Here is a 22106-nt window from a genome sequence, read left to right as displayed (position 1 = left end):
AATTCTCAATCCTTAGTAATAAAATTCTTAATATAATCTTTTGCCCCTAAAAGATGTGAAGAATAATCTGATGAAAATTGATGGGTGCCCAACTTAGAGTCTTTTACCACAAAAAATAAATATTGCGTATTTTTGGGGAAAAAAGCTGCTTGCAGCGAAATAATACCGGCATTTGAAATTGGAGCGGGAGGATATCCTTTATTAATATATGTGTTATAAGGAGAATCTATCTCTAAATCTGAAAAATAAATTCTCTTAGGATGGCTTCGTCCTAGCTCCTCTGTAATAACATATTCAATAGTGGCACAGGATTGTAATGCCATACCAGATTTTATTCTATTATAAAAAACTGAAGACATTATTGGGGCTTCGCTTTTAACCCTATACTCGCGTTCAACAATAGATGCTATTATTACCCTATTGTAAAGCTCCTTACTTGAATAATTACTAAAAACAACGCCTATAGATTTAAGCTTACTTAAAAAATTATCAACAAACATACGAACTACATTCTTTATTTCTATGCCCTTATAAAATTTATAAGTATCTGGAAATAAAAATCCTTCAAGAGAATCGTAATCAAATCCAAGTTCATAAATAAATGATTTATTATTGATTAAAAAAATAAAATCTTGAATATTATCAATGACAGAAAATTCTTTAAGCTTTAAAGCGATTCTTCTGCTAGTATACCCTTCAGGTATTGTGACATCAATATTTACATTAGAAGATCCCTTTAAAAACTCTTTATATATTTCAAACGTAGAAAGATCTCCGTTGATTGAATATCTTCCTTCTTTAAATTGTTTATCACTGCCTAAAATATACGAAATAAAAACAAGAAGCAGTTCAGATTTAATTAACTTTTGATTTTTCAATTCCTTAGCTATTTTTTTGACTCCCCAACCTTTCTCAATATTAAATTCATAAACTAAGCCATTTGCTAAAGAAGATAAATTTAAGAAATATATAAAAATTGACAAAATAGATCCTAAAAAGAAGAAAAGAATAAATACTTTCCCAATTTTAATAAGCACAAGAATCTCCTAGCTAAGCAAAAGTTTTTACTAATTACACTTTAGCTACCAATTAAAAATTTTAATTGGTAGCTAACATCATATTTTATAACCAATAACAACTTTATAAATAGACAAAAATACAAGCACCAAAATGAAACGACATTACACATTTAAAAGATCATAATCAAAATTATAAAAAGACAATCACTTACAATCCCACTAAATTGGGGAGGGTGGGATTCGAACCCACGTAGGCAAAGCCAACAGATTTACAGTCTGCCCCGGTTAACCACTTCGGTACCGCCCCTAAAAGCCGACTGTCGGATTCGAACCGACGACCTGCGGTTTACAAGACCGCTGCTCTGGCCAGCTGAGCTAAGTCGGCAAATATAAACTAATAGTTAGTTTATAAAAATAAAATTCATTAGTCAATAGAATAATGATAAATAATTAATACAATATCCTTTTTGATCTATTTGTTGCCAGAAAGAAAAATTTTAAAAACAAGAGCACAAAAAAAAATCACAAAACTAAACATTAAAATTAAATAGTAATTAATTTTTTTATTTCTCAATAAATAAAAAAATATCAACCTAGTAGATTCAAGACCAAAAGAAACAGAGCTTAAAATAATAGTAAAATCAAGATAGAATTTCTGAAAATTGTAAACAAAAATATTGTAAGAACCAGCCAAAAACACAAATAAACTCAATAAAGAATTTAAAAACAATACAATAACCAAGATTCTAATAAAATTTGAAAAACGTCTTAGATTTTTTACTTTAAAAACCTTCATAAAATTTATAAATTTTTTATTATAAAAAGTGCCTGATTTATGATTTCCAAAAGATTGCCAATAACATCGGCTAATGTAATTGTTTTATTTTCATTTACCATTGATTTGTAAGAAACCGTTAAAGATTTTCGAATAAAAACATTCTGATTTTCCAATAGAGCTAAACATCTCTTTTTAAGCTCAATAAAATAATCTACAAATCTATTTGAAACCTTATCAATAGAAGCCGATTCATTTGAGCACCACTTCAAAATCCTTTCCCTATAAGGGTCATCAATTTTACTCTCTCTTTTATACCTTTCAAACTCTTCATTTTTATAATCAATTTCAAAGTAAATATTATAAATTTCTTTTTTCAAAACAGTAATATTATTTTCAATGTCAACATATGTATTTCTCAAATCATGATTATTAATTAATACGACATTATTTATAGTTCTTAAAACTTCCATCATTCTAATATCATATATGTTTTTAAAAAAATCATTAAGAAAATATAACTTTTTAAAACTATACCTGCCATTTAATTCATTAAAAATCTCACCCTTTAAATTTAAAACTACCCCAGGATCTCTGACAAGATTTTTTATTTCTTTGATCACAAGAATTTTTAAAGAACTTTCATGCTTTTTAATAGCCTGACCCATAACATTTAAAAATAAAATGTTCTCATAAAAATTTTTTACATCAAAAAAGGGTACATATTTTTTAGGAGATGCAGCAGGGTTTTTGCAATATACTTTAAAAACATCTAAATAGGGCAAAGTTCTTGACAAGCCAACAATTTTAGATACAATCGATAACACATTTTTCAATACGTATTCTACTCGAGATATATGATCTTCTCTTGAAATTATCTCTGAATTACTAATATCATCAGATATTGAAAAATAATTCGATATAATGCTTTTAATGATATCCTCATCTATCTCAATATCTTTTAATGTATACAAAATGTCAAAAAAAGAATTCAAATACTTACTAACACTTGAAAAGCTAGTTCCAAATCCAACCTCAAGGTCAACAATGCTAATATTTTCAGCATTATCTAACAGATCTACATTGAAAAATGAAAAAAAAGATTTATAAGGGAAAAACGCTAAACTATTAAAAACATAATAAAACTCAAACATATCAGAGACAATTTTGTAAGTATTAGATGAAATAGAATTAATATACTCATTTATCTTGATTTTAAGAGATGCTTCTAAATCGTTTTGAGTTTTTTCTTTTTTCAAAAAAAGCTCATATTCGCCTTCATCTAAAAAATCTTCCAAATTTTTTTTAGAATTAAGAATTTTGCCTTGAATAATTTCTAAAATGGTTTGCTCAACAATAATGCCACCTTTTTCTAATTTCTTAAAAAATTCTTTCAATTCCATTGAATATCGGTAAACACTAAAAAACATTTCTACAAAACCAATATGCAAGCATTCTCTCTTAAAATCTATTACTGGATTTTTACACATTTCATTAACTTGATTTTCCAGGTTTTTTATAACATAAGCTTTATAAATATCTTCTTTACTTTTATCTTTCTGAAAAAAATTTAAAATAGTTAACCACATTCTAATAAGAAATGATTCTTCCATTAAACGCCCCGAAAGAAATTTTTCAAGCTGAGAATCAACATAAGGCTCATTGCTACTATTGGGTAAAACAAAATCGGAAGAATTCAAACCTAAGCTTTTTTTTATATCATTCATCAACCTATTTTTAGTCTCTTTTGAAAGTTGACCTATAGAATTGTATACACTATTGTTATTATCACTCATAAAACCCCAATAAAACCATTTAAAATAAAGCATTACTTATAACATACTTCAAATAAATTAAAATTGTAAATCAATTTTAGAAAAAAAATATTTACACTATAATATAATTTTATATGAATCTAGGCAAAGATACTCAAAATATAATTAAAATTGGCAAAATATTTAAAAAAAACAACTATGAATTTTATCTGGTTGGAGGCGCTTTAAGAGACTTGCTGCTTAATAAGCAACCTTACGATTTTGATTTTGCAACAAATGCAACTCCTGAAGAAATAATAACATTATTTCCAAACAACATTAAAACAGGAATAAAACATGGAACAATTGGTATTATTTTTAATAAAAAAGTCTTTGAAATAACAACATACAGAATAGAAAAAGAATATGAAAACAACAGAGCCCCTAAACAAGTAGAATACACTAAAAATTTAATTAAAGATCTTGAAAGAAGAGATTTTACAATTAACGCAATTGCAATGGATATTTTCAGCTTCAACATAATAGATTGCTATAGCGGAGGGAAAGACCTTAATAAGAGAATAATAAGATGCATAGGAAATCCAAATAAAAGATTTGAAGAAGACGCTCTTAGAATACTTAGAGCAGCAAGATTTTCATCCACCCTTAATTTTAACATTGAAAAAAATACTTTAATTTCAATGAAATATAAAAAAGAAAATATTTTAATGATTTCAAAAGAAAGAATAAAAAATGAATTTCACAAATTGCTAGAAGGCACAAACATACAAAAAGGAATTTATTATCTTAAAAAAGTCAATTTTTTTAAGAATTTTTTCAATCTAGAAATAAAAACAAAATTAATCAAAAAAATTGCCCTACTTGATAAAGACAAATTTTATTTAAAGGCAATCACAATATTGACAATTAAAAAACCTATAAAAGAACTAAAAGATAAATTAACTTTACTTAAATTCTCAAATAAAGAAATTAAGCTAATTTTATTTTATAGAAGCATAATCGATAATAACAATATTTTTAATGTCAAAAAATTAAGCGATATTAGATATTTACTTAGCAAGAGCACAAGAGAACATTATAAAGAAATAATTGATATATACAAAGCGCTCAAAGGAAAAAAGAAAAAATATTTATTCATAACAAAAAACATAAAAAGAAAAAAATTGCTGAAAAATCCTCTCTCTTTAAAAGATTTAAAAATAAATGGAAAAGATATACAAAATCTAAAACAAATAGACAATAAAAATATAGGTAAAATTTTAAACATACTACTAAGCTGCGTAATTGAAAATCCCAAGCTTAATACTAAAAATTATCTTATGAAAAAAATTAAAACTTTAAAGGTTAATATTTTCCATAGCTTTTAAAGCTACTTCGGCCGCTCTCATTTCGGCTTCTTTTTTAGATTTGCCCTTCCCGTTTGATATAAAATTTTCCCCAACATAAAGTTCAACACAAAAAACTTTATCGTGGTCTGGGCCTATTTCCTTGTCTAGCTTATAACTTGGTGAGATTTTGTATTTCTTTTGAACATATTCTTGCAACAAACTCTTATAATCTTTAAAATCACCCCTATTAAACATCAATCTTATATACATATCAAAAAGCCCCACCACAAATTCTGTTGCTCTTGAAAATCCACTATCAAGATAAATAGCGCCCACAAAGGCTTCAATAGCATCTGCAAGAATACCTTTCTTGTTTCGGCCATCATTACTCTCCTCTCCTCTGCCAAGTAAAATGTAAGAACCAAGATTAATCTCTCTAGCAATATTAGACAAAGAATCTTCACTAACAATATAAGATCTAGCCTTACTGAGCTCTCCTTCACTTTTATTTGGATAAGTTTTATAAAGATGATCTGTAATAATTAAATTAAGCACAGAATCTCCCAAAAACTCTAATCTCTCATTATTGCTAGATTTTTGATCCAACTCATTAGAATAAGACGAATGGCTCAATGCTGTATTTAACAAATCAAAATCATTAAAATTAATGCTCAAATTTTCCAAAAATTCATTTAATTGAGCTTTTCTTTCACTACTCAAACAAAAATCGGAAGAATTTTTTTTCATCAACCTTTTCTCTTTTTAATAAAATTAACAACATCGCCTACCGTCTCAAATTCATTGGCTTCGTTCTCTGGAATCTTATCATCAAAGGCCTCTTCAAGCAAATACAAAAGCTCATAAATATCTAAACTATCTGCATTAAGATCCTCAACAAATCTAGAGTCTATATTAATTTCATCTTCTTTTTTATCAAGTTGCTCAGATATAATAGACCTAACCTTGCTAAAAATTTCATCATTATCCATGAATACACCTTCCTTGCTACAAGCTACAAACCTATTTCTAGATATTGGTTATTCCTATAATATCCACATTTTAAACAAATCCTATGTCTCACTCCAAGATTCCCACAATTAGAACATTCTTGAAATTGCGGAATTTTCTTTCTCATATTTATGCTACGCCTTGTTCTACTTCTAGATTTTGAAGGCTTAAATTTTGGAACAGCCATTACTTTCTCCTAACTACTTTTAAACTACATTAAATTATCTTAATAATATATATATTAACCAAGTCATTTGTCAATAAACTTAGATTTTAATACATTAAACACCAATTCTGGAACAAAATTAGAAAGATCAACATCCTTTTTGTTCATTAATTCCTTTACAAAATCTGACCTTACATATAAATGCTCTGCACTACTTGGTAAAAATATAGTATCAATTTTAAAATTTAACTTATTATTAACAAGATATCTTTCAAACTCTATATCAAAATCATTAAAAGCCCTAATTCCCCTAACAATAAATTTAATAGAATTAATTAATGCATAATCAACAATAAACCCGCTATACCTATCTACAAGTACATTTGAAAAATTTAAAGATGAGACAACTTCTTTTGTAAGATTAAACCTCTCAACATCACTTAGCAAATATTTTTTTGATTTATTTTTAGCTACTAAAACAACAACTTTATCAAAAATAGCCAAAGATCTTTTAATTAAATCAATATGGCCCCAAGTAATTGGATCAAAAGATCCTGGAAAAACCGCCACCTTCATATCAAGAAAGCCTAAACCCTCTATTAATATCTTTAAGAATTTTTTTACGCCATATTGGCTGCTCTTCTAAATTTTCAAATTCAATTTCTTTAATAATTTTGAAATATAAATATTCCCCTCTAGAAGATGTATCCACAACAAAAAATTTACCAGCACCCCTATAAACCAATTTTTCATTACTTGAAAGATTATTCTCAACTGTTAATTTATTGATAACACAATCAAAATGAACGGGTTTATCTTCATTTTCAACCTTTAAAGACATACTACAAACAATATCATTTATTTTTTTTTCACAAATAGCACAAGCAATATCAAGATTTATCCTTGTTCTAAATTTTATACTTTTTCTTCTAAACTTACCTTTAAAAACATTTTGTTTATCTGTATTCAAAACAGTCGATTTATTATTAAAACTATTTAGCGGGGCAACATTTTGACTTTTACTCTCAGAATTTAATCTTTTATTCTTAAAACTATAAAAACGTTTATTGTGTTTCTGAAAATTACTACTCTTAAACTTACTTTGAGTATATTTCAAAATCAACCCCCTTAACTACAGAATAAATATTGACTCTGCATAAAACCAAAAACAAATATTTAAGAACAAAATCACTCACATAGCTTAAAAGTTTTTCAAAAGATCGAAATTTTAAATCTTTAGCTTTTTAAAGACAAAAGCACAATTAAATCCATATTGAAATTTAATAAGAATGGTTAATCAATGTTCTTAATTAGAATTAATACACAACCAAACTTACCCAAGTTATTTCTTAAAGCAGTAAAAATCTTACTAAATCTTGAATAAAAATTTACAAAACAAAAAATCAATCAAAAATAATTCTTAATATCAATCTAATTTGATTCATCTTATGACTTAATTTGCTAAAAAATTTAAAATAATCAAAAACTTAATGCTTAACTTTTTTAATATTAAGACGCTCCTTTATCTTCATAGCAGCTTTACCAATTCTATTCCTCATATAATAAAGCTTTGCCCTTCTAACCTTTCCTTTTCTTAAAACTTCAACCTTTTCTATAATAGGAGAATATACTGGAAAAATTTTTTCAACACCTATTCCTGAGGAAATTTTTCTAATCAAAAATGTTTTGCTAATTCCCTTGTTTTGAAAAGCAATAACAATCCCTTCAAAACTCTGTAACCTTTCATTACTACCCTCAATAATTTTATAAAAAACCCTCACAGTATCTCCCACATTAAAAACAAAAGCCTCATTTTTCTTATTCTGAGCTTCAATTTTTCTTATCAAATCCATTATCTTCTCCTATTATCTCTAAATATTTAAGGTATAAATCATATCTATTTTTCTTAGTTTTTTCTCTAGCTTTAACAAGTCTCCACTTCTTTATATTTTCATGATGTCCTGAAACAAGAACTTCTGGAACCTTTACCCCCTTAAAATCATAGGGCCTGGTATAATGAGGATATTCAAGCAATCCATTTTTTACACCAAATGATTCTTCTAATAAAGAATTAGGATTTATTACTCCATCTAAAAGTCTATATACACTATCTATTAAAACAAGAGCTGCAATCTCTCCTGAAGATAAAACATAATCTCCAATAGAAATCTCAAGATCAACATACAAATCTACAATACGCTGATCAATTCCTTCATATCTTCCACAAATTATAACAATTTCTTCTTTTTTTGACAAGGAATACGCCAACTCTTGGGTATACTTTATTCCAGAAGGACTTAAGAATATTGTTGTTTTCTTGACAGCTTCTACATGCTCAAGAGCAAAAGAAATAGGTTCAGCCTTCAATACCATCCCAGCTCCGCCTCCGTAAGGCAAATCATCACATCTTTTATGCTTATCTTTTGAAAAATCCCTAACATCAACAAGCTCAAAACTTACTATTCCCCTGTCAATAGCCTTTTTCATTATTGAATTTTCAAAAAATGGTTTAATTATTGCTGGGAAAAGAGATAAAACTGTAAATTTCATTTTAAAAGATCTAAAACCTTAAGCTCAATTGTTTTTTCTTGAGCATTTATATCTCCAATATAAATGCTTAAAAAGGGAATAAAGAAAAATTTAATACCCACTTTAACCTCAAGAAATACATTATTTAAATATTCAAAGAAAGCTACAACCTCTCCTAGTTTTTTATTGCTATTAACAATAGAATAGCCAATCAGTTTTCCTAAATAATATTCGTCTTCTTTTAAGCTCGACGCAAGAGAATCATCAACCCACAATTCAAAACCAATCACCGGCTTAACTGCCTCTGGAGTGTTAATTCCTTCAAACTTTAAAAATAATGAATTGCCTCTTACATTAACATCCACAACTTTAACTTCAATATCAGAAGCATTGTTTTTTTTTAAAAGCACTTTATTGTTTTTCAGATTAATAAAATCACAAAAATTATTGGATATGCTTTTAACCTTAGCATACCCATTAACTCCATAAGACGATAATATAACGCCTTTAATAAACATAAATTAATCTAAAATTTCGAGTTGCACTCGCCTATTAGTTTTAGCAGCACACGCTCCAAGTAAAGTTCTAATAGCTCGTGCAATACGTCCTCGTCTTCCTATTATCTTACCTACATCGCTTTGAGAAACCCTTAATTCCAAAATAGTTGATTTTTCTCCCTCAATTACATTTAGTTTCACTTCATCTTCTTTATCTACAAGAGACTTTACTATAAACTCTATGAGCTCAATCTCATTCCCATACTCTTTCATCTAAACCTCCTGATTTTTCGCATTCAAGCTGTTTTTATTTAAAAGCATTTTCACCGTATCACTTAAAATTGCTCCCTTGCTTATCCAATCTTTCATTCTATCTTCTTTAATTTTTATTTGGTTTTGCTTTTCAACAGGATGATAATAACCAAGCTCTTCAATTGCTCTACCATCTCTAGGAGATGTAGAATTCATAACTACAATTCTATAATAAGGCCTTTTTTTAGCTCCCATTCTCTTCAATCTTATCCTAACGCTCAAATTTATTCCTCCTTATTTTCCCAAAAGGGATGCAATCTTACTTTGAAAATCTTTATTTTTCATTTTTTTCATAATCAAATTTGTTTGACTAAACTTTTTTATGAGCTTATTAACATCAAAAACAGTTGTTCCACTTCCTAAGGCTATTCTTTTTTTTCTTGAAGGATTATTCAAAATCACTGGATTTATTCTTTCTTTTTTTGTCATAGAAAGAATAATAGCTTCTTCTTTATTAAAACTCTCTTCATTTAAATTATTGCTATTCAGCATTGATTTTGAAACGCCCGGTAAAAAACTTACAAAATTAGAAAACCCTCCTACTTGTTTAATTCGCCTAAATTGACTCAAATAGTCTTCAAAATTAAAACTGGCTTTATTGATTTTTTCCTCAAGCTTAATAGCCTCTTCTTTATCAACAACACTTTGAACCTTCTCTACAAGACTAACAACATCTCCCATGCCAAGAATTCTAGAAGCAATTCTTTCTGGGTAAAAGGAATCAAGATCCTCGATTTTCTCTCCAACACCAATAAATTTAATAGGAACTGCACAAATACTTTTAAACGATAATACAGCGCCCCCTCTAGTATCTGAATCAAACTTAGAAAATATTGCACCAGTAAGTCCAACATTTTCATTAAATTCCTTAGCAACATTTACAGCAACTTGACCCATCATAGAGTCTACCACTAAAATGGTTTCTGCGGGTTGCAAAATCCCCTTGATTTTTTTTATCTCTTCAACTAACAAAGATTCAACCTCAAGTCGTCCTCTAGTATCAACTATTACAGAATCAAAAAAATTAGACTCGGCGAACTTCATAGATGCTTTAACAATTTTAATAGGATCTTTTTCCCCCTCAATTGAAAATACTGGAACACCTATTTGGCCACCCAATATTTTTAACTGATCTACGGCTGCTGCTCTAAATGTATCAGCAGCTACAAGAAGCACTTTTCTATTTTCCTTTTTAAGCTTTAAAGAAAGCTTGGCACATGTTGTGGTCTTGCCAGATCCTTGAAGTCCCAACATAAGAATATAAGATTGTTTATTGACAGGATGTAAACTAAGCTCATAACTCTTGCCTCCCAAAAATTTAACAAGATTATCATTGACAATTTTAATAAACTGAGATTTTGGATCAATACCCCTTAAAACTTTTACTCCCTTGGATTCTTCAATTATAGAATTTAAAAAACGCCTTATAACTCTTAAGTTAACATCGGCATCAACTAAAGAATTTTTAATAATCTCAATAGCCTCTGCAATGTTTTTATCATTTATTGTAGATTTTCCAGAAAGATAGTTTATAAAATTTCTAAAATTTGACCCCAAACTTTCAAGCATTAAAAATAACCCTTATTCTCAAAAATAATCTTGTCAAATATAAGATACAAAAAAAGGCAATATTAATCAATATCTCCCCCTGTCAAATAAAATTTATTAAAAATAACACTAGAAGCAGGCCCAACAACAGAAACTTCGGTGTCTAATGAACTAATCTTTAATACTATATTTTCTTTATTAAGCTTTTTAATCTCTTCTTTTAACAAATCAAAAAAGGCTTTTAATTTAAAACTTTGACCATACAGTACTAAATAATTAAAATCAAGCATTCTTTGAATATTAATAATAATTATTGCCAAATACTTAACAGTATCTTGCATAATTTTATTTATAAAATCATATTTTTCATAAAGAGAAAAAATGTCATATATTGTAACCTTTTTCAACCTGCCTTCATACTTTTCATAAAGCTCAGGAATCTCCCCATTCATAAACTCTTTTGAAATCAATCTCTGCAAAGCAAAATTAGATATTAGCATATTAACACAACCCTTATTACCACAAGTTGGACAATTTTTTTCTCCTTCATAATCAATTATCATATGACTAACCATGCCTGATTTATTATTAAAACCAGGATAAACATTGCCACCTGACCAAATCGAAAGTTCAGCGGTATCTGTGTAGTCAAAAAACATAATATTATCTATATTTTTGCCCATAAATTCAGCAAGGGATAAATTTTTAACATAACTTTCAAGGTAAACTGTAAGCGAAAAGTATTCTTCAAGTATTCTCTTAACAGGAACATCTTTTTCAACCCATGCCCCATAACTATCATTAACAATGCCCAATTCTTTATCCTTTATTAATCCTGTAATACTAAAGCCTAAGCCAATAAACTTATCTCTTGAGAAATTATGCTTCCAAATAATTTCTATCATATGATCTTTTATTTTTTCTAAAATATCATAAGCACTAACTGGGGGCTCAAAAGAATGAGTCTCGCTTATTAAAACCTCGCATTTAAGATTAGCAATACCTATTTGAAAATAATTGCTAGAAATAATAACTCCCATTGAGTACGCATAATCTTTATTAATATCAAGAAGTATTTCTTTTCGTCCATGTTTTTTAACATCAGACACCCTAGAACCAACTTCGATCAAAAGATTTTCTTTTATCATTTGATTAGTCAAAATAGTAACTGCAGCATTTGTTAAGGTCAACTTACGAGCCAGGTCTGTTCTTGAATATTGCATATTTTTCAAGCTAAGAAGAATTTTTCTTCTATTTCCGCCTCTAATTGAGACCATATTTTCACCCTGCATAATACACCTCCTTTATTTTTAAAATAAAAAAATATTATAAAATATCATATTAAAAAAACCAATACAATATTTTATCTATTCTTAAAAGACAAAAATGCCTTTATAGGGCTAAAAAATATTTTACATCATAAAATCACATTCATAAACTATCAAAAACTTAAAGCTTGACAAAAAAAGGAATAAAATCATTTTTACATAAAAACTCATCAATAAAAATTAATTGGGTTTAAAAATAATAAACACAAAAAAAGCCATTTTACCTTAAAAACTAATAACTTTAACTTATTTTTTCCTTAAAATAAGAAAATTCCATAGTAAAACTACCTCTTCCTTTAGTAGAGCTTCTTAAAATAGAAGCATACCCAAAAAGTTTCTCAAACGCCGCCTCTGATTTTATCAAATCATACTCTCCAATATTGCTAACCGAATGAACAACGCCCCCTATAACATTTAGTGTAGAAATAATTTCTCCTGTATGCTCAATAGGTGTTCTAATTTCTAATAACATAATTGGCTCAAGTCTAATAGGATCTGATTTTTGGAAAATACTATGAAAAGCAAATCCTGAAATTGACTCAAAAGCACTCTCACTAATCTTATTAGCACCACAAATAATAGAAAAAATGCTAACATTAATATCAACAATAGGGTATCCAAAAATTCCACTTACAAATGTGGCTGTAATTCCCCTCAATATTGCAGACTTAATCGCGGAATCAATATTGCATTCAAAATCAATTTTATTTCCCTCGCCCCGTGACAAAGGCTTAATGATCATTCCAATTTTAAAATCAATATTTTTGCCACCAAAAATATTGTTAAACTCAAAAACTTCTTTTACAATTTTACCAGCACTTTCTCTGTAACTTACTTGAGGTTTTCCTGTATAAACATTAAGCTTAAATTCATCTTTAATTCTTGTCAAAATAATCTCAAGATGTAATTCGCCCATTCCAGATATAATCAATTGCCCTGTTTCTTTACTCTCAGAATAACTAAAGGTAGGATCTTCTTTGGATATTATTTCAAAAACTTCCTTTAACCTAACCTCATCTGATGATCTTTCAGGCTCAACAGACATTAAAACAACCGGCTCTGGAAACATAACAGATTCAAGCAAAACATTATTGTTTTCTTCAACAAGAGTATCTCCTGTAACAGAAAACTTTAATCCTAAAACAGCGCCAATATCGCCTGTTTTTACAAAATCTATTTGTTCATTTTTGTTTGAGAAAACTCTAAAAATTTTTGTAAACTTTTCACGCTTACCATTTGAAGCATTGATAATTCTTTTATTAGAATTAATTTCACCAGAATAAACTCTAACAAAATAAAGATGAGCAGCAATTACACTTGAATATTGAACTTTAAAAACAAGAGCTGACAATTTTTTATTTTCATTAGGATCAACTAAAATTTTTTTATTTGCATCTAAAGAAAAAGCACTAAAACTTTTTTCAAAAGGACTTGGCAAGTAATCTACAATAGAATCAATCAAAGGCTCTATTCCAATATTTTTTAAACTAGTTCCCATTAAAACAGGAATAATAAATCTAGAAATAGTGCCTCTTCTAATCTCTCTTTTAATAATATCTAAGCCAATCTCTTTATCTTCAAGAAACAATTGAGTAATTTCTTCACTAAATTGGCTAAGAATGTCTATTATTTTTTTTTTAAAAAGAATCACTTTTTCAACAAATTCTTCTCTAATTTGACTATAAGTTAATTTTGGAATTCCATTTTCCATTGAAAAATGAAGCTCTTTATTTAAAAGAATATCAACCACTCCTTCAAAATTGCTTTCATTTCCAATTGGAATTTGCAAAACTAAAGGAATGGTTTGAAATTTATTTTCAATATCTCCCACAACTTTAAAAAAATCAGCACCTATTCTATCCATCTTATTAACATAAGCAAGTCGTGGGATTTCATATTTTTCTGCCTGTTTCCATACAGTTTCTGTTTGGGCTTGAATCCCATCAACAGCACTAAAAATAACAACACCCCCATCAAGAACTCTAAGAGATCTTTCAACTTCTGCCGTAAAATCAACATGTCCAGGAGTATCAATAATGTTTATTTGGCAATCCTTCCAATGGCAAGTAATAGCAGCTGAACTAATAGTAATTCCTCTTTCTTGCTCTTGAGGCATCCAGTCAGTAATAGTGTTTCCTGAATCTACATCCCCCATTTTATGGCTTTTGCCAGTATAATAAATAATTCTTTCTGTGGTAGTAGTTTTACCAGCATCAATATGGGCCATAATTCCAATATTTCTAATACTCATAAATCTCCAACACCAACTACAGCCTTAATGCAGATAAACTCATTAGTAGAAGTTGCCCCTTTTAATAAAATTGTTATTTTGTGTCGCACCCACAATACTTGCTTTCATGCTCATCATGACAAAAACAATTACAATTTTCAAGTATTGCCTTATGCATCCATAAATGCTTCTCAAGATCACTCATGATATCATCCATAATATTAGCCGTACCATAATCACCAGCAGTATCAAGCAATTTTCTCATTCCAAAAATATTTTTCAAAATCTCATCAATACTGCAAACAATGTTTTGCATTGAAGGCAAAAAATTTGAAGTTGATTCAATATCAAGCTCCTTAATAAAGGATTTTTTCATAAACTCAGAATATCTAAATTCAGAATCATATCCAAGCATTCTTGAGCGCTCTGCAATAACATCAATAATTTTTTCAATATATTCATAAAGATTTTGTGTTTTTTCGTGAATAACAAAGAAATTGGTATCTTTCATATTCCAATGAATACCTCTTAAATTAGAATAAAAAATATGCAAACTTGCTAACAACTCTTGTAATTTTAATTGTATTGCTTCTAAATCATCCTTTTTTATATAGCTTAAATACTTTTCCATAACTATCTCCTTTATATAATTATTATAATACATAATGAGATATAATTATGATTTTAACACTATAATAAATTAAAAGGATATTTAATGAAAAAATTGTTTTTAATTTTTACATTGTTTTTATCTCAAGCGTGCAATTTAAACACAATGCACCAAATAAATACAAAAGAAGATATGAAAATTCTATATTCAGAAATTGCTGAATTGAGAAAAAAGCTAAATCTAAACCATCTAGAAATAGACGATACCCTAGAAAAAGTTGCAAAAGAATATGCTATTAAACTAGGAGAAAACAAAACGCTAACTCATACCCTTTTTGGCACAACCCCAATGCAAAGAATACATAAATACGACAACTCCTTTAATTTAACAAGAGAAATACTGGCATCAGGAATTGAACTTAACAGAGTAGTTAATGCATGGCTTAATAGTCCAAGCCACAAAGAAGCTCTTATCAATACAGATACCGACAAAATAGGTGGCTATAGATTAAAAACAGCTGACAATATAGATATATTTGTAGTTCTTTTTGGAAAAAGAAAATATAAGAATTGACACCACTAAAGCTTATACTGTATACTACTTATTAGTAGTAAAAGGGCTCATAGCTCAGTTGGTCAGAGCGCCTGCCTTACAAGCAGGATGTCGGGAGTTCGAATCTCTCTGGGCCCAAAAACAATCTAAACCTCAATTACTTTTAGCTCTAAAATTAGATTTATTTTAGAATTTTTAAGCATATTATTTAATTCTTTTTGCACTGTGTTAGCTTTTCTTAGACTTTCAAAAAGAAAAATAAACGCTCCCCCTTTACCAGCTCCACTCAACTTACCAGAAAGAGCGCCCAATTTGATTCCCCTACTTATCAGCCAATCGAGAGTATCATTAGACAAACCCAATCGCTTTAAACAATATTGTGCAACATTCATTTCATTAGCTAAAGAATACACATCTTTATTCTGGAAAGAAACATAAGAGTTGCTTACGGTAAGACCAAGTTTTTCAATAAAAACAAATACCCCCGGATTGGATAATAGATGTTTTTTCAAATTGAGAACTATCTCTTTAGTTGTTAAATCTCTTTTTATTGCTCCTATTAAAAAATAAAAACCAGAATCTTTTATTCTTTTTGAATGCAAAACATTTGCTTTTTTCTCTAAATAAAAAGTTCCACCAAGATCAATTAGCCTAATATCCATTCCAGAAGATTTGCCGTGAAAAATGTTTTCAATTTGATTTGCCAACAAAATTTTATTACAATCTTTATATTCAAAATGACTTGTAATATATTCTGCAAAGCATAAACTAAGACTGGCAGAAGAACCAAGACCAACTCCAATAGGAATTTCAGAAATTATAGCAAACTTAATCGGATTAACTTTACTATAATTTGAAACAATAAAATTTATAAGGCTATTTAATCTCTCGCTGGGCTTTCCTAAATATCTCCAATTTTTAGACACATTATAAACCAGTTCCATATAAATTGGAACTGTAGCTCCAATAACTGGAAACCCATAAACAGCACTATGTTCTCCTAAGAACAATATTTTAGCAGGCTTTCTTATTCTTAACATTCATCGCTTTCAAACTTAATGCCTTCATGCTCTAAAACAATTGGAATAATTTTTGACAAATCAAAAGCTTTAATATTGGGCCTGTAAACTAAAAAAGTCTCATTTCCGGCTCCCAAAGCTTTAATCAGATCACATTGACCCAAAAGGTGATCAAAATCTGAAGGCAAAGCTGCCGAAACTCCTATTGCCTCTCCTATTGCCAATCCCAATTCTTTAGCCCTTCTTAAGCTAGAAATTAATGCAGAATTAGAATTGCTAACATTTAAAACAAGTTTTTTCATCTCCAAATTGCATTTCAATATAAAGTCTAAAATAGAATCTCTATGTTTATTGTATTTGTAAATAGAAGTAGTGGTTTTAACAGCTTGCAAACCCCGCATCAAATAAAAATCATTAAACTCTAAAGCGCCTAACTGCCTACATTTAGGATTAAAACCACCTTCAAACTCAATAACACCCCCAAAAATACTAGTAGCAATATCATATCCGCTGCCTATTCCTCCTTGAGAATGCCTGTAAGCTTCTAAACAATATTTAAAAATTTCAACCTTATCAACAACATTGGCCGCATTATAAATTAAAAAAAGCCCACAAACTATACCAATAGCAACAACAGCACTTGAACCAAATCCCCTTTTAATTCCATCATTAAAGAAAAAATTACTTGTATCAATATATATATCATATGCAAAGCTGTCTAGATTAAAAAAACATTTTTGACTTAAGTAAGAAAACATTTTAAAAACAAAGTCGTTTCTATTTTCTATTAAAGAAAAATCGTCTATCTTTCTCTTTTTGCTAAAAAACCGCCAAGAATCGCTCTTTTTAAAAGAAAAAAATGCTCTCTTGTTGATGGCAATTGCCAACCCCAATCCCTTTTCCTCTAAAATAGTATACTCCCCCATTAAAAGCAAATTTCCGGGTACAGAAAAACTAATCAAATCCATTCTAAGCCACGCCCAACCTTTGAAACAATAAAATCAATGCCAGTAAAATTTTGCTTAAGTCCTTTTAAAATGATATTTAAATTTTCCTCCAAACAAATAAACTTTACTTGGGGGCCCGCATCCATTGTCTCAAATACAAAAATACCTTCATTTCTCAAATCAGCAGCATACCTAATTAAATCTATTGTACTATTTTTAAAATAAAAAATAGAAGATGCAAACATTAAGGCAAACATATTCTGATAACTTTTTACAATGGTTGCTCCAAAACGTATAAAATCTTTTTTTAAAAAAAAATATAAAGCATCTTTAAAAATCTTTTTACTAGAAGCAATCCAAGCATCATAATAAAATTCATGACGCTTGCAAATATTCATTGCAACTCTTGAAGACAATTCTTTTTCATTACTATCAATTATGGCAAATATTATTCGTAAATCATTAAAATAAGATTGATCTCTTAATTGAAAAGATTCTTTTGAACCCTCTTTTAAAATAGTAAACCCCCCGTAAATAGCTCTTGAAGCAGAAGCTGATCCTACTCTTGCAAGATTAGATGCGCTATTACAAGAATATTTATTAAAATATTTCAAAATACAAGCAGCAATAGAGGCAAAACCTGAACTTGAACTTGCAAGACCTGCTGCTGTTGGAAAATTGTTTTTACTTTTAATTTTAAATCTAACATTCGGTTCATTTAGAATTTTTCTTGCATAATCAAAAAACACCTTTTCTCTATTTTTTAATATAACTGGCTTTGAATTTAAAATTATTTCATCTCGATCTGAAAGTTCAAGCTCACTTATTGAATAAAACTTATCAACACTAACAGCAAGACTAGAAGTGGCTGGAATGTTTAAAAAAGCATCCTTCTTGCCCCAATATTTAATTAAAGCCAAGCTTGAATGAACCTTACACTTTATTTTCATTCTCTAACCTTATTTTTTTTAAAATTTCAAAAGCAAAATCAAAAGAATAAATATTCATTCTTTCCATTTCTAATAATAATTTGTCTTTCTCCAAATCAGAAATATTATATTTTGTTTTTAAAAGGTAGAGTATTTTATTAACATGCAATCTCATGTGACCTTTTTGAATTCCATTAAATGCAAGAGCCCTTAATGCTGCAAAATTGCTAGCAAGTCCAACACATGAGAGAATACCAATAAATTCGCTCTTACTATTTACATTCATAATTCTAAAACTTAAAATCGAAGCTTCACTAAAAGATATAACCCCGCCCTTAGTTCCAACTTGCAAAGGAATTTCAATTTCTCCAACCAAAGAATTGTCAGTCGTATAAAATTTACTAAGGGGAAGATATTTACCGCTTTTTGAAGCAAATCTATGAACAGAAGCCTCAAGAGCTCTTGTATCATTAAAAGTTGCAAGACATACCCCTGTAATTCCATTCATAATACCTTTATTATTAGTAACAGCTCGCTCTTCCTCGTAAAAACCTATACTAGAAATAAGTTCAATTTTTTTAGCCAAATTCCAAGAATCCTCTTTGCCTAGTAGCAAATGTTTAAAATCTAAAACAAAGCGAGCTTTGGCTGTAAATTCACTAATATCATTGCTTAAAACTTTTAAAACACACTCATATCCTAATTCTAAAAAAATAAACTCTGCTACGCGCTCTGAAATTGAGTTTAGCAAATTAGCGCCCATAGCATCGCAAGTATCCACATAAAGATTTAATTTTTGAATACCAAGCTCTTTAATGTACCTGGTTGACAACCTTCTAAACCCACCTCCCCTTTGATTCATATTGGTTAAAAGGGGTTCAACCCAAGTTTTGATTTTATCACCAAGGTCAGCAAAAATTTTACTTAAATCTTTTTCCGATTTTATATAAATTTGAGAAATTCCCAGCACTTCGCCCAAAGAATAACTTAAATCAGCATTTTCAAGAATCTTTGCCGCAAAATTTAAGGCAGCAACAACAGAAGGCTCTTCTGTTGCAATTGGCAAAGAATAGTATTTGCCATTTATTTTCAAATTTTTTACAATTCCAATAGGAAAAGATAAATATCCAATATAATTTTCTATCATATTAAAAAGAAAATCTTCATTGGCATTATTATAAAAAAAATCTTTAAAAGATAATCCCAAAAAACTTTTTATCTCTTGCCTTTTTTCTAAAACACTTTTATGTCTAAAATTTTCACTAAGTTCCATAAAACTGTTTAAAGACCTCAAGCTCATCAAGTAAATAACTACTCAAAAAATACTTATTATTTCTAAGCTCTGATAAAGTTTTGCTTCCACTTAAAAACATAGACATTTTCAAAACATGCTCATAATCAGAAAAAAGATTAAATACAGCATCTTCTCCTGAATTATAAAAAGCCCTAAGAACAGCTGCTGCAACGCCTATAAGTCTAGCTCCAAGGGCAATGCCTTTAGCAATATCCATACCTGTTTCATATCCACCAGATGCAAAAATATTGGCCCTTAGAGAATCATCAACACTAAGTAAAGTAAAAATCGAAGGAATTCCCCAATCAGAAAAACAAGACGCAATGTTTAGATTATCGCCCTTAATGCCTTCTACTAAAATCCAATTGGTTCCACCACTCCCCGCAAGATCAATATAAGAAACGCCAAGACTGAATAATTCCCTAACATCTTTTGGTGAAATCCCAAAACCTGTCTCTTTTACAATCAATGGAATACTTAAAAAGTCAGATAATTTGGCTATTGACTCTCTTATTCCTTTAAAATTTCTATCTCCATTAACATTCATCAATTCTTGTCCTGCATTAAGATGAACAATAATTGCATCAACTTCCAATCTTTTGATCATTTCAGCTATTTTAGAAATACCAAATTCAACAATCTGAACAGCACCAATATTGGCAAATAAAGGAATATTATGAGCATACCTTTTAAGAGTAAAGTCTCTTATGTACTCAGGATACTTAAACAAAAGCTTAAAAGAACCTAAGCCCATAGGAATTTTTAAATAATTTGCAATTCTAACTAAAGATTTATTAAAGTTATTACCCTCTTTACTGCCTCCTGTCATGGAAGAAATAAAAACAGGCATGCTAATATTGTATCCAAACATCTCTTCTTTTGTGTTTATCTCGGAAAAATTAAAATCACTAAGAGCATTATGTTTTAGCTTAATAAACTTTAAGAAATTGCAGCTACTTTTAACATCGTTTTTATTTAAACAAATCTCAATATGCCTTTTTTTATTTTCCAATATATTAGGCTCGATACCCATAAACTCGGTATCCATCATTCCTTAATTCTTTCAAATAAAATCCTCTGGATTCACCAGGAACTATTTTATTTTGAAAAAAATCTTTATATTCTTCAAAATTTGCATTATTTCTAGTTTTTATAAGCTCATCAAGATCCCATAATTTAACAACATCAAAAGCGCCCTCTTCAATGGTAAGTTCATAAATAATCATAATATTGCCAGATCCATAAGAACAAAACAATATCTTTTCCCCTGTAATGTCTTTCTTAGAAAATACTCTTTTTAAATAAAATGCTAAAGATAGAAAAATTGAACCCGTATACAAATTCCCTACTTCCATAGCAGCTTCAACACCATCGTAAAAATCTATTGACTCTAAATAAGCATTTCTAACAGATTCGTCATCACTATAATATTTTTTCAAAATATAATGCATTGAATCTATTGGCATTTTAGCAAAAGGAACATGCAAAACAAACCTATAATTAGAAAATAAATCTTTCATGCTAAGTTGCTTCTTGAAAGCAAAATCTCTTAAAGCATTCTCATTTGCATTATTGTAACATTCAACTGAATACTGACCTCGCACCTTAGCTTCAACACTTCCAAAAGGCCTAAAAAAATCGTCAACATCATCGGTATAAACTCCAAATTCAGATAAATTGATCGAAAGTATCTTTGGATTTTTTTCAATCAAAATTGCAGTTGCACCAGCTCCTTGGGTAATCTCAGCCGTAGTAAGATTGCTATAATGCGCAATATCTGAAGAAAAAACTATGCCATATTCGGAATCATTAGAATAACTTAAAACACTTGCCACAGTGTGCAAAGACATAGCAGCCCCAGCACACGCATGTTGAATCTGGAAAGTTAGAAAATTATTTCCTAGATAAATACCAGATTGCCTTAAAACTCCAAAAACATAAGAAGAAATGGCCTTTGAATGATCAACACCGGTCTCAGTTCCACCCAAAAGCATTCTAATTTTGCTTAAATCAAGATTATTGTTGTCAAAAATAAGCTTAACAGCCGAACTTGCCATAGTTACACTATCCTCATTAGGACTAGTAAACCTAAAACCTTTTTGCAAGGTTGAGTCTATTGCTCTATTGATTTTTTTAAAAAAAACTTCATTAGAAGAATATAAAGGATTTTTCAAAAGAATAGAAAAATCTAAATAATTTAAAGGTAAAAAAATTCTAATATCACTAATACCTATTTTCAT

25 protein-coding genes and 3 tRNA genes are annotated in these 22106 nt (G+C 29.0%); 3 read left to right on the top strand and 25 right to left on the bottom strand.

Annotated elements, in window-relative coordinates:
• Positions 1 to 5: 5 nt before the first annotated feature.
• The 5 genes from mltG to QIA46_RS03550 form a co-directional block, all read right to left on the bottom strand.
• Positions 6 to 1037, bottom strand: coding sequence for an endolytic transglycosylase MltG (mltG, locus tag QIA46_RS03570; protein ID WP_317268454.1), 1032 nt, complete (start codon positions 1035 to 1037; stop codon positions 6 to 8).
• 207 nt (positions 1038 to 1244) lie between these two features.
• Positions 1245 to 1326, bottom strand: a tRNA-Tyr gene (locus tag QIA46_RS03565).
• A gap of 4 nt (positions 1327 to 1330) precedes the next feature.
• Positions 1331 to 1404: transfer RNA gene (locus QIA46_RS03560), tRNA-Thr, on the bottom strand.
• An 87-nt stretch (positions 1405 to 1491) separates the two neighbouring features.
• Positions 1492 to 1815: a hypothetical protein gene (locus tag QIA46_RS03555; protein ID WP_317268453.1), complete on the bottom strand. Its 324-nt coding sequence runs from the start codon at positions 1813 to 1815 to the stop codon at positions 1492 to 1494.
• A 5-nt stretch (positions 1816 to 1820) separates the two neighbouring features.
• Positions 1821 to 3590, bottom strand: a complete 1770-nt coding sequence (locus QIA46_RS03550) for a hypothetical protein (RefSeq protein ID WP_317268452.1) — start codon at positions 3588 to 3590, stop codon at positions 1821 to 1823.
• Positions 3591 to 3703: 113 nt separating this feature from the next.
• Between QIA46_RS03550 and QIA46_RS03545 the strand changes: the two genes are divergently transcribed.
• Positions 3704 to 4936, top strand: coding sequence for a CCA tRNA nucleotidyltransferase (locus tag QIA46_RS03545; protein ID WP_317268451.1), 1233 nt, complete (start codon positions 3704 to 3706; stop codon positions 4934 to 4936).
• Here QIA46_RS03545 and rnc read toward each other — a convergent pair.
• The 14 genes from rnc to QIA46_RS03475 all read right to left on the bottom strand — a co-directional run bounded on the left by rnc (position 4907) and on the right by QIA46_RS03475 (position 15146).
• Positions 4907 to 5644, bottom strand: coding sequence for a ribonuclease III (rnc, locus tag QIA46_RS03540; RefSeq protein ID WP_317268450.1), 738 nt, complete (start codon positions 5642 to 5644; stop codon positions 4907 to 4909). The two genes, QIA46_RS03545 and rnc, sit on opposite strands and share 30 nt — an antisense overlap.
• Positions 5644 to 5886, bottom strand: a complete 243-nt coding sequence (gene acpP, locus QIA46_RS03535) for an acyl carrier protein (protein WP_317268449.1) — start codon at positions 5884 to 5886, stop codon at positions 5644 to 5646. The genes rnc and acpP overlap by 1 nt, the downstream gene beginning before the upstream one ends.
• 23 nt (positions 5887 to 5909) lie before the next feature.
• Complete coding sequence (gene rpmF / locus QIA46_RS03530) at positions 5910 to 6092, bottom strand: 50S ribosomal protein L32 (protein WP_002557290.1); 183 nt, start codon at positions 6090 to 6092, stop codon at positions 5910 to 5912.
• Between the two features lie 63 nt (positions 6093 to 6155).
• Positions 6156 to 6647: a pantetheine-phosphate adenylyltransferase gene (gene coaD / locus QIA46_RS03525; protein WP_316256372.1), complete on the bottom strand. Its 492-nt coding sequence runs from the start codon at positions 6645 to 6647 to the stop codon at positions 6156 to 6158.
• 1 nt (position 6648) lies between these two features.
• Positions 6649 to 7188, bottom strand: coding sequence for a hypothetical protein (locus QIA46_RS03520; RefSeq protein WP_317268448.1), 540 nt, complete (start codon positions 7186 to 7188; stop codon positions 6649 to 6651).
• Between the two features lie 370 nt (positions 7189 to 7558).
• On the bottom strand, positions 7559 to 7924 hold the full coding sequence (gene rplS / locus QIA46_RS03515; RefSeq protein WP_317268447.1) for a 50S ribosomal protein L19: 366 nt from the start codon (positions 7922 to 7924) through the stop codon (positions 7559 to 7561).
• The gene (gene trmD, locus QIA46_RS03510) at positions 7902 to 8621 is read right to left on the bottom strand and encodes a tRNA (guanosine(37)-N1)-methyltransferase TrmD (protein ID WP_317268446.1); all 720 of its coding nucleotides are present in this window, start codon (positions 8619 to 8621) and stop codon (positions 7902 to 7904) included. The genes rplS and trmD overlap by 23 nt, the downstream gene beginning before the upstream one ends.
• A complete protein-coding gene (rimM, locus tag QIA46_RS03505) occupies positions 8618 to 9118 on the bottom strand; it encodes a ribosome maturation factor RimM (protein WP_317268445.1) in 501 nt (166 codons plus the stop codon). The genes trmD and rimM overlap by 4 nt, the downstream gene beginning before the upstream one ends.
• Before the next feature lie 3 nt (positions 9119 to 9121).
• Positions 9122 to 9370: a KH domain-containing protein gene (locus tag QIA46_RS03500; RefSeq protein ID WP_002557283.1), complete on the bottom strand. Its 249-nt coding sequence runs from the start codon at positions 9368 to 9370 to the stop codon at positions 9122 to 9124.
• Entirely contained in the window at positions 9371 to 9631 is a 261-nt protein-coding gene (gene rpsP / locus QIA46_RS03495) for a 30S ribosomal protein S16 (RefSeq protein WP_317268444.1), read from the bottom strand.
• A gap of 12 nt (positions 9632 to 9643) precedes the next feature.
• Positions 9644 to 10978 carry a signal recognition particle protein gene (gene ffh / locus QIA46_RS03490; protein WP_317268443.1) on the bottom strand — a complete coding sequence of 445 codons (1335 nt, stop codon included), beginning with the start codon at positions 10976 to 10978 and terminating at the stop codon, positions 9644 to 9646.
• Positions 10979 to 11040: 62 nt separating this feature from the next.
• Positions 11041 to 12249: a host adaptation transcriptional regulator BadR gene (gene badR / locus QIA46_RS03485; protein WP_317268442.1), complete on the bottom strand. Its 1209-nt coding sequence runs from the start codon at positions 12247 to 12249 to the stop codon at positions 11041 to 11043.
• A gap of 277 nt (positions 12250 to 12526) precedes the next feature.
• Positions 12527 to 14536 (bottom strand): elongation factor G, encoded by a 2010-nt coding sequence (fusA, locus tag QIA46_RS03480; protein WP_317268441.1) that lies wholly within the window; start codon positions 14534 to 14536, stop codon positions 12527 to 12529.
• 73 nt (positions 14537 to 14609) lie between these two features.
• The gene (locus QIA46_RS03475) at positions 14610 to 15146 is read right to left on the bottom strand and encodes a Dps family protein (RefSeq protein ID WP_317268440.1); all 537 of its coding nucleotides are present in this window, start codon (positions 15144 to 15146) and stop codon (positions 14610 to 14612) included.
• Between the two features lie 84 nt (positions 15147 to 15230).
• Here QIA46_RS03475 and QIA46_RS03470 point away from each other — a divergent pair, with 84 nt between their 5' ends.
• A complete protein-coding gene (locus tag QIA46_RS03470) occupies positions 15231 to 15698 on the top strand; it encodes a BB0689 family surface lipoprotein (RefSeq protein ID WP_316256364.1) in 468 nt (155 codons plus the stop codon).
• Positions 15699 to 15741: 43 nt separating this feature from the next.
• Positions 15742 to 15815 (top strand) — tRNA-Val (locus tag QIA46_RS03465).
• Positions 15816 to 15823: 8 nt separating this feature from the next.
• On the opposite strand, the gene mvk is transcribed toward QIA46_RS03465, so the two are convergent.
• From mvk to QIA46_RS03435, 6 genes are read right to left on the bottom strand one after another with little or no spacing between them, the layout of a single operon-like run.
• Complete coding sequence (gene mvk / locus QIA46_RS03460; RefSeq protein WP_317268439.1) at positions 15824 to 16717, bottom strand: mevalonate kinase; 894 nt, start codon at positions 16715 to 16717, stop codon at positions 15824 to 15826.
• Positions 16711 to 17664, bottom strand: a complete 954-nt coding sequence (locus QIA46_RS03455) for a GHMP family kinase ATP-binding protein (protein ID WP_317268438.1) — start codon at positions 17662 to 17664, stop codon at positions 16711 to 16713. The genes mvk and QIA46_RS03455 overlap by 7 nt, the downstream gene beginning before the upstream one ends.
• Positions 17655 to 18593, bottom strand: a complete 939-nt coding sequence (gene mvaD / locus QIA46_RS03450; protein WP_317268437.1) for a diphosphomevalonate decarboxylase — start codon at positions 18591 to 18593, stop codon at positions 17655 to 17657. Before mvaD ends, QIA46_RS03455 begins: the two co-directional genes overlap by 10 nt.
• Positions 18577 to 19845, bottom strand: coding sequence for a hydroxymethylglutaryl-CoA reductase, degradative (locus tag QIA46_RS03445; RefSeq protein WP_317268570.1), 1269 nt, complete (start codon positions 19843 to 19845; stop codon positions 18577 to 18579). The genes mvaD and QIA46_RS03445 overlap by 17 nt, the downstream gene beginning before the upstream one ends.
• A complete protein-coding gene (gene fni, locus QIA46_RS03440; RefSeq protein WP_317268569.1) occupies positions 19835 to 20899 on the bottom strand; it encodes a type 2 isopentenyl-diphosphate Delta-isomerase in 1065 nt (354 codons plus the stop codon). The genes QIA46_RS03445 and fni overlap by 11 nt, the downstream gene beginning before the upstream one ends.
• Positions 20883 to 22106, bottom strand: a complete 1224-nt coding sequence (locus tag QIA46_RS03435) for a hydroxymethylglutaryl-CoA synthase (protein ID WP_317268436.1) — start codon at positions 22104 to 22106, stop codon at positions 20883 to 20885. Before QIA46_RS03435 ends, fni begins: the two co-directional genes overlap by 17 nt.

The sequence above is a fragment of the Borreliella carolinensis genome, assembly GCF_032595855.2.
GTDB classification, from domain to species: domain Bacteria; phylum Spirochaetota; class Spirochaetia; order Borreliales; family Borreliaceae; genus Borreliella; species Borreliella carolinensis.
Note: the sequence above shows the minus strand (reverse complement) of the source record. Positions and strands in the feature narration are given on the sequence as shown.

Bases quoted from the DNA above. Each gene is read 5' to 3' on its own strand.
- fni (WP_317268569.1), bottom strand. From the start codon at position 20,899: ATGGGTATCGAGCCTAATATATTGGAAAATAAAAAAAGGCATATTGAG.
- QIA46_RS03555 (WP_317268453.1), bottom strand. From the start codon at position 1,815: ATGAAGGTTTTTAAAGTAAAAAATCTAAGACGTTTTTCAAATTTTATT.
- rnc (WP_317268450.1), bottom strand. From the start codon at position 5,644: ATGAAAAAAAATTCTTCCGATTTTTGTTTGAGTAGTGAAAGAAAAGCT.
- rplS (WP_317268447.1), bottom strand. From the start codon at position 7,924: ATGGATTTGATAAGAAAAATTGAAGCTCAGAATAAGAAAAATGAGGCT.
- rimM (WP_317268445.1), bottom strand. From the start codon at position 9,118: ATGTTTATTAAAGGCGTTATATTATCGTCTTATGGAGTTAATGGGTAT.
- QIA46_RS03455 (WP_317268438.1), bottom strand. From the start codon at position 17,664: ATGGATTTGATTAGTTTTTCTGTACCCGGAAATTTGCTTTTAATGGGG.
- QIA46_RS03500 (WP_002557283.1), bottom strand. From the start codon at position 9,370: ATGAAAGAGTATGGGAATGAGATTGAGCTCATAGAGTTTATAGTAAAG.
- QIA46_RS03470 (WP_316256364.1), top strand. From the start codon at position 15,231: ATGAAAAAATTGTTTTTAATTTTTACATTGTTTTTATCTCAAGCGTGC.
- badR (WP_317268442.1), bottom strand. From the start codon at position 12,249: ATGCAGGGTGAAAATATGGTCTCAATTAGAGGCGGAAATAGAAGAAAA.
- QIA46_RS03475 (WP_317268440.1), bottom strand. From the start codon at position 15,146: ATGGAAAAGTATTTAAGCTATATAAAAAAGGATGATTTAGAAGCAATA.
- QIA46_RS03435 (WP_317268436.1), bottom strand. From the start codon at position 22,106: ATGAAAATAGGTATTAGTGATATTAGAATTTTTTTACCTTTAAATTAT.
- mvaD (WP_317268437.1), bottom strand. From the start codon at position 18,593: ATGAAAATAAAGTGTAAGGTTCATTCAAGCTTGGCTTTAATTAAATAT.
- acpP (WP_317268449.1), bottom strand. From the start codon at position 5,886: ATGGATAATGATGAAATTTTTAGCAAGGTTAGGTCTATTATATCTGAG.
- ffh (WP_317268443.1), bottom strand. From the start codon at position 10,978: ATGCTTGAAAGTTTGGGGTCAAATTTTAGAAATTTTATAAACTATCTT.
- mvk (WP_317268439.1), bottom strand. From the start codon at position 16,717: ATGTTAAGAATAAGAAAGCCTGCTAAAATATTGTTCTTAGGAGAACAT.
- trmD (WP_317268446.1), bottom strand. From the start codon at position 8,621: ATGAAATTTACAGTTTTATCTCTTTTCCCAGCAATAATTAAACCATTT.
- QIA46_RS03445 (WP_317268570.1), bottom strand. From the start codon at position 19,845: ATGGAACTTAGTGAAAATTTTAGACATAAAAGTGTTTTAGAAAAAAGG.
- fusA (WP_317268441.1), bottom strand. From the start codon at position 14,536: ATGAGTATTAGAAATATTGGAATTATGGCCCATATTGATGCTGGTAAA.
- QIA46_RS03545 (WP_317268451.1), top strand. From the start codon at position 3,704: ATGAATCTAGGCAAAGATACTCAAAATATAATTAAAATTGGCAAAATA.
- rpmF (WP_002557290.1), bottom strand. From the start codon at position 6,092: ATGGCTGTTCCAAAATTTAAGCCTTCAAAATCTAGAAGTAGAACAAGG.
- coaD (WP_316256372.1), bottom strand. From the start codon at position 6,647: ATGAAGGTGGCGGTTTTTCCAGGATCTTTTGATCCAATTACTTGGGGC.
- QIA46_RS03550 (WP_317268452.1), bottom strand. From the start codon at position 3,590: ATGAGTGATAATAACAATAGTGTATACAATTCTATAGGTCAACTTTCA.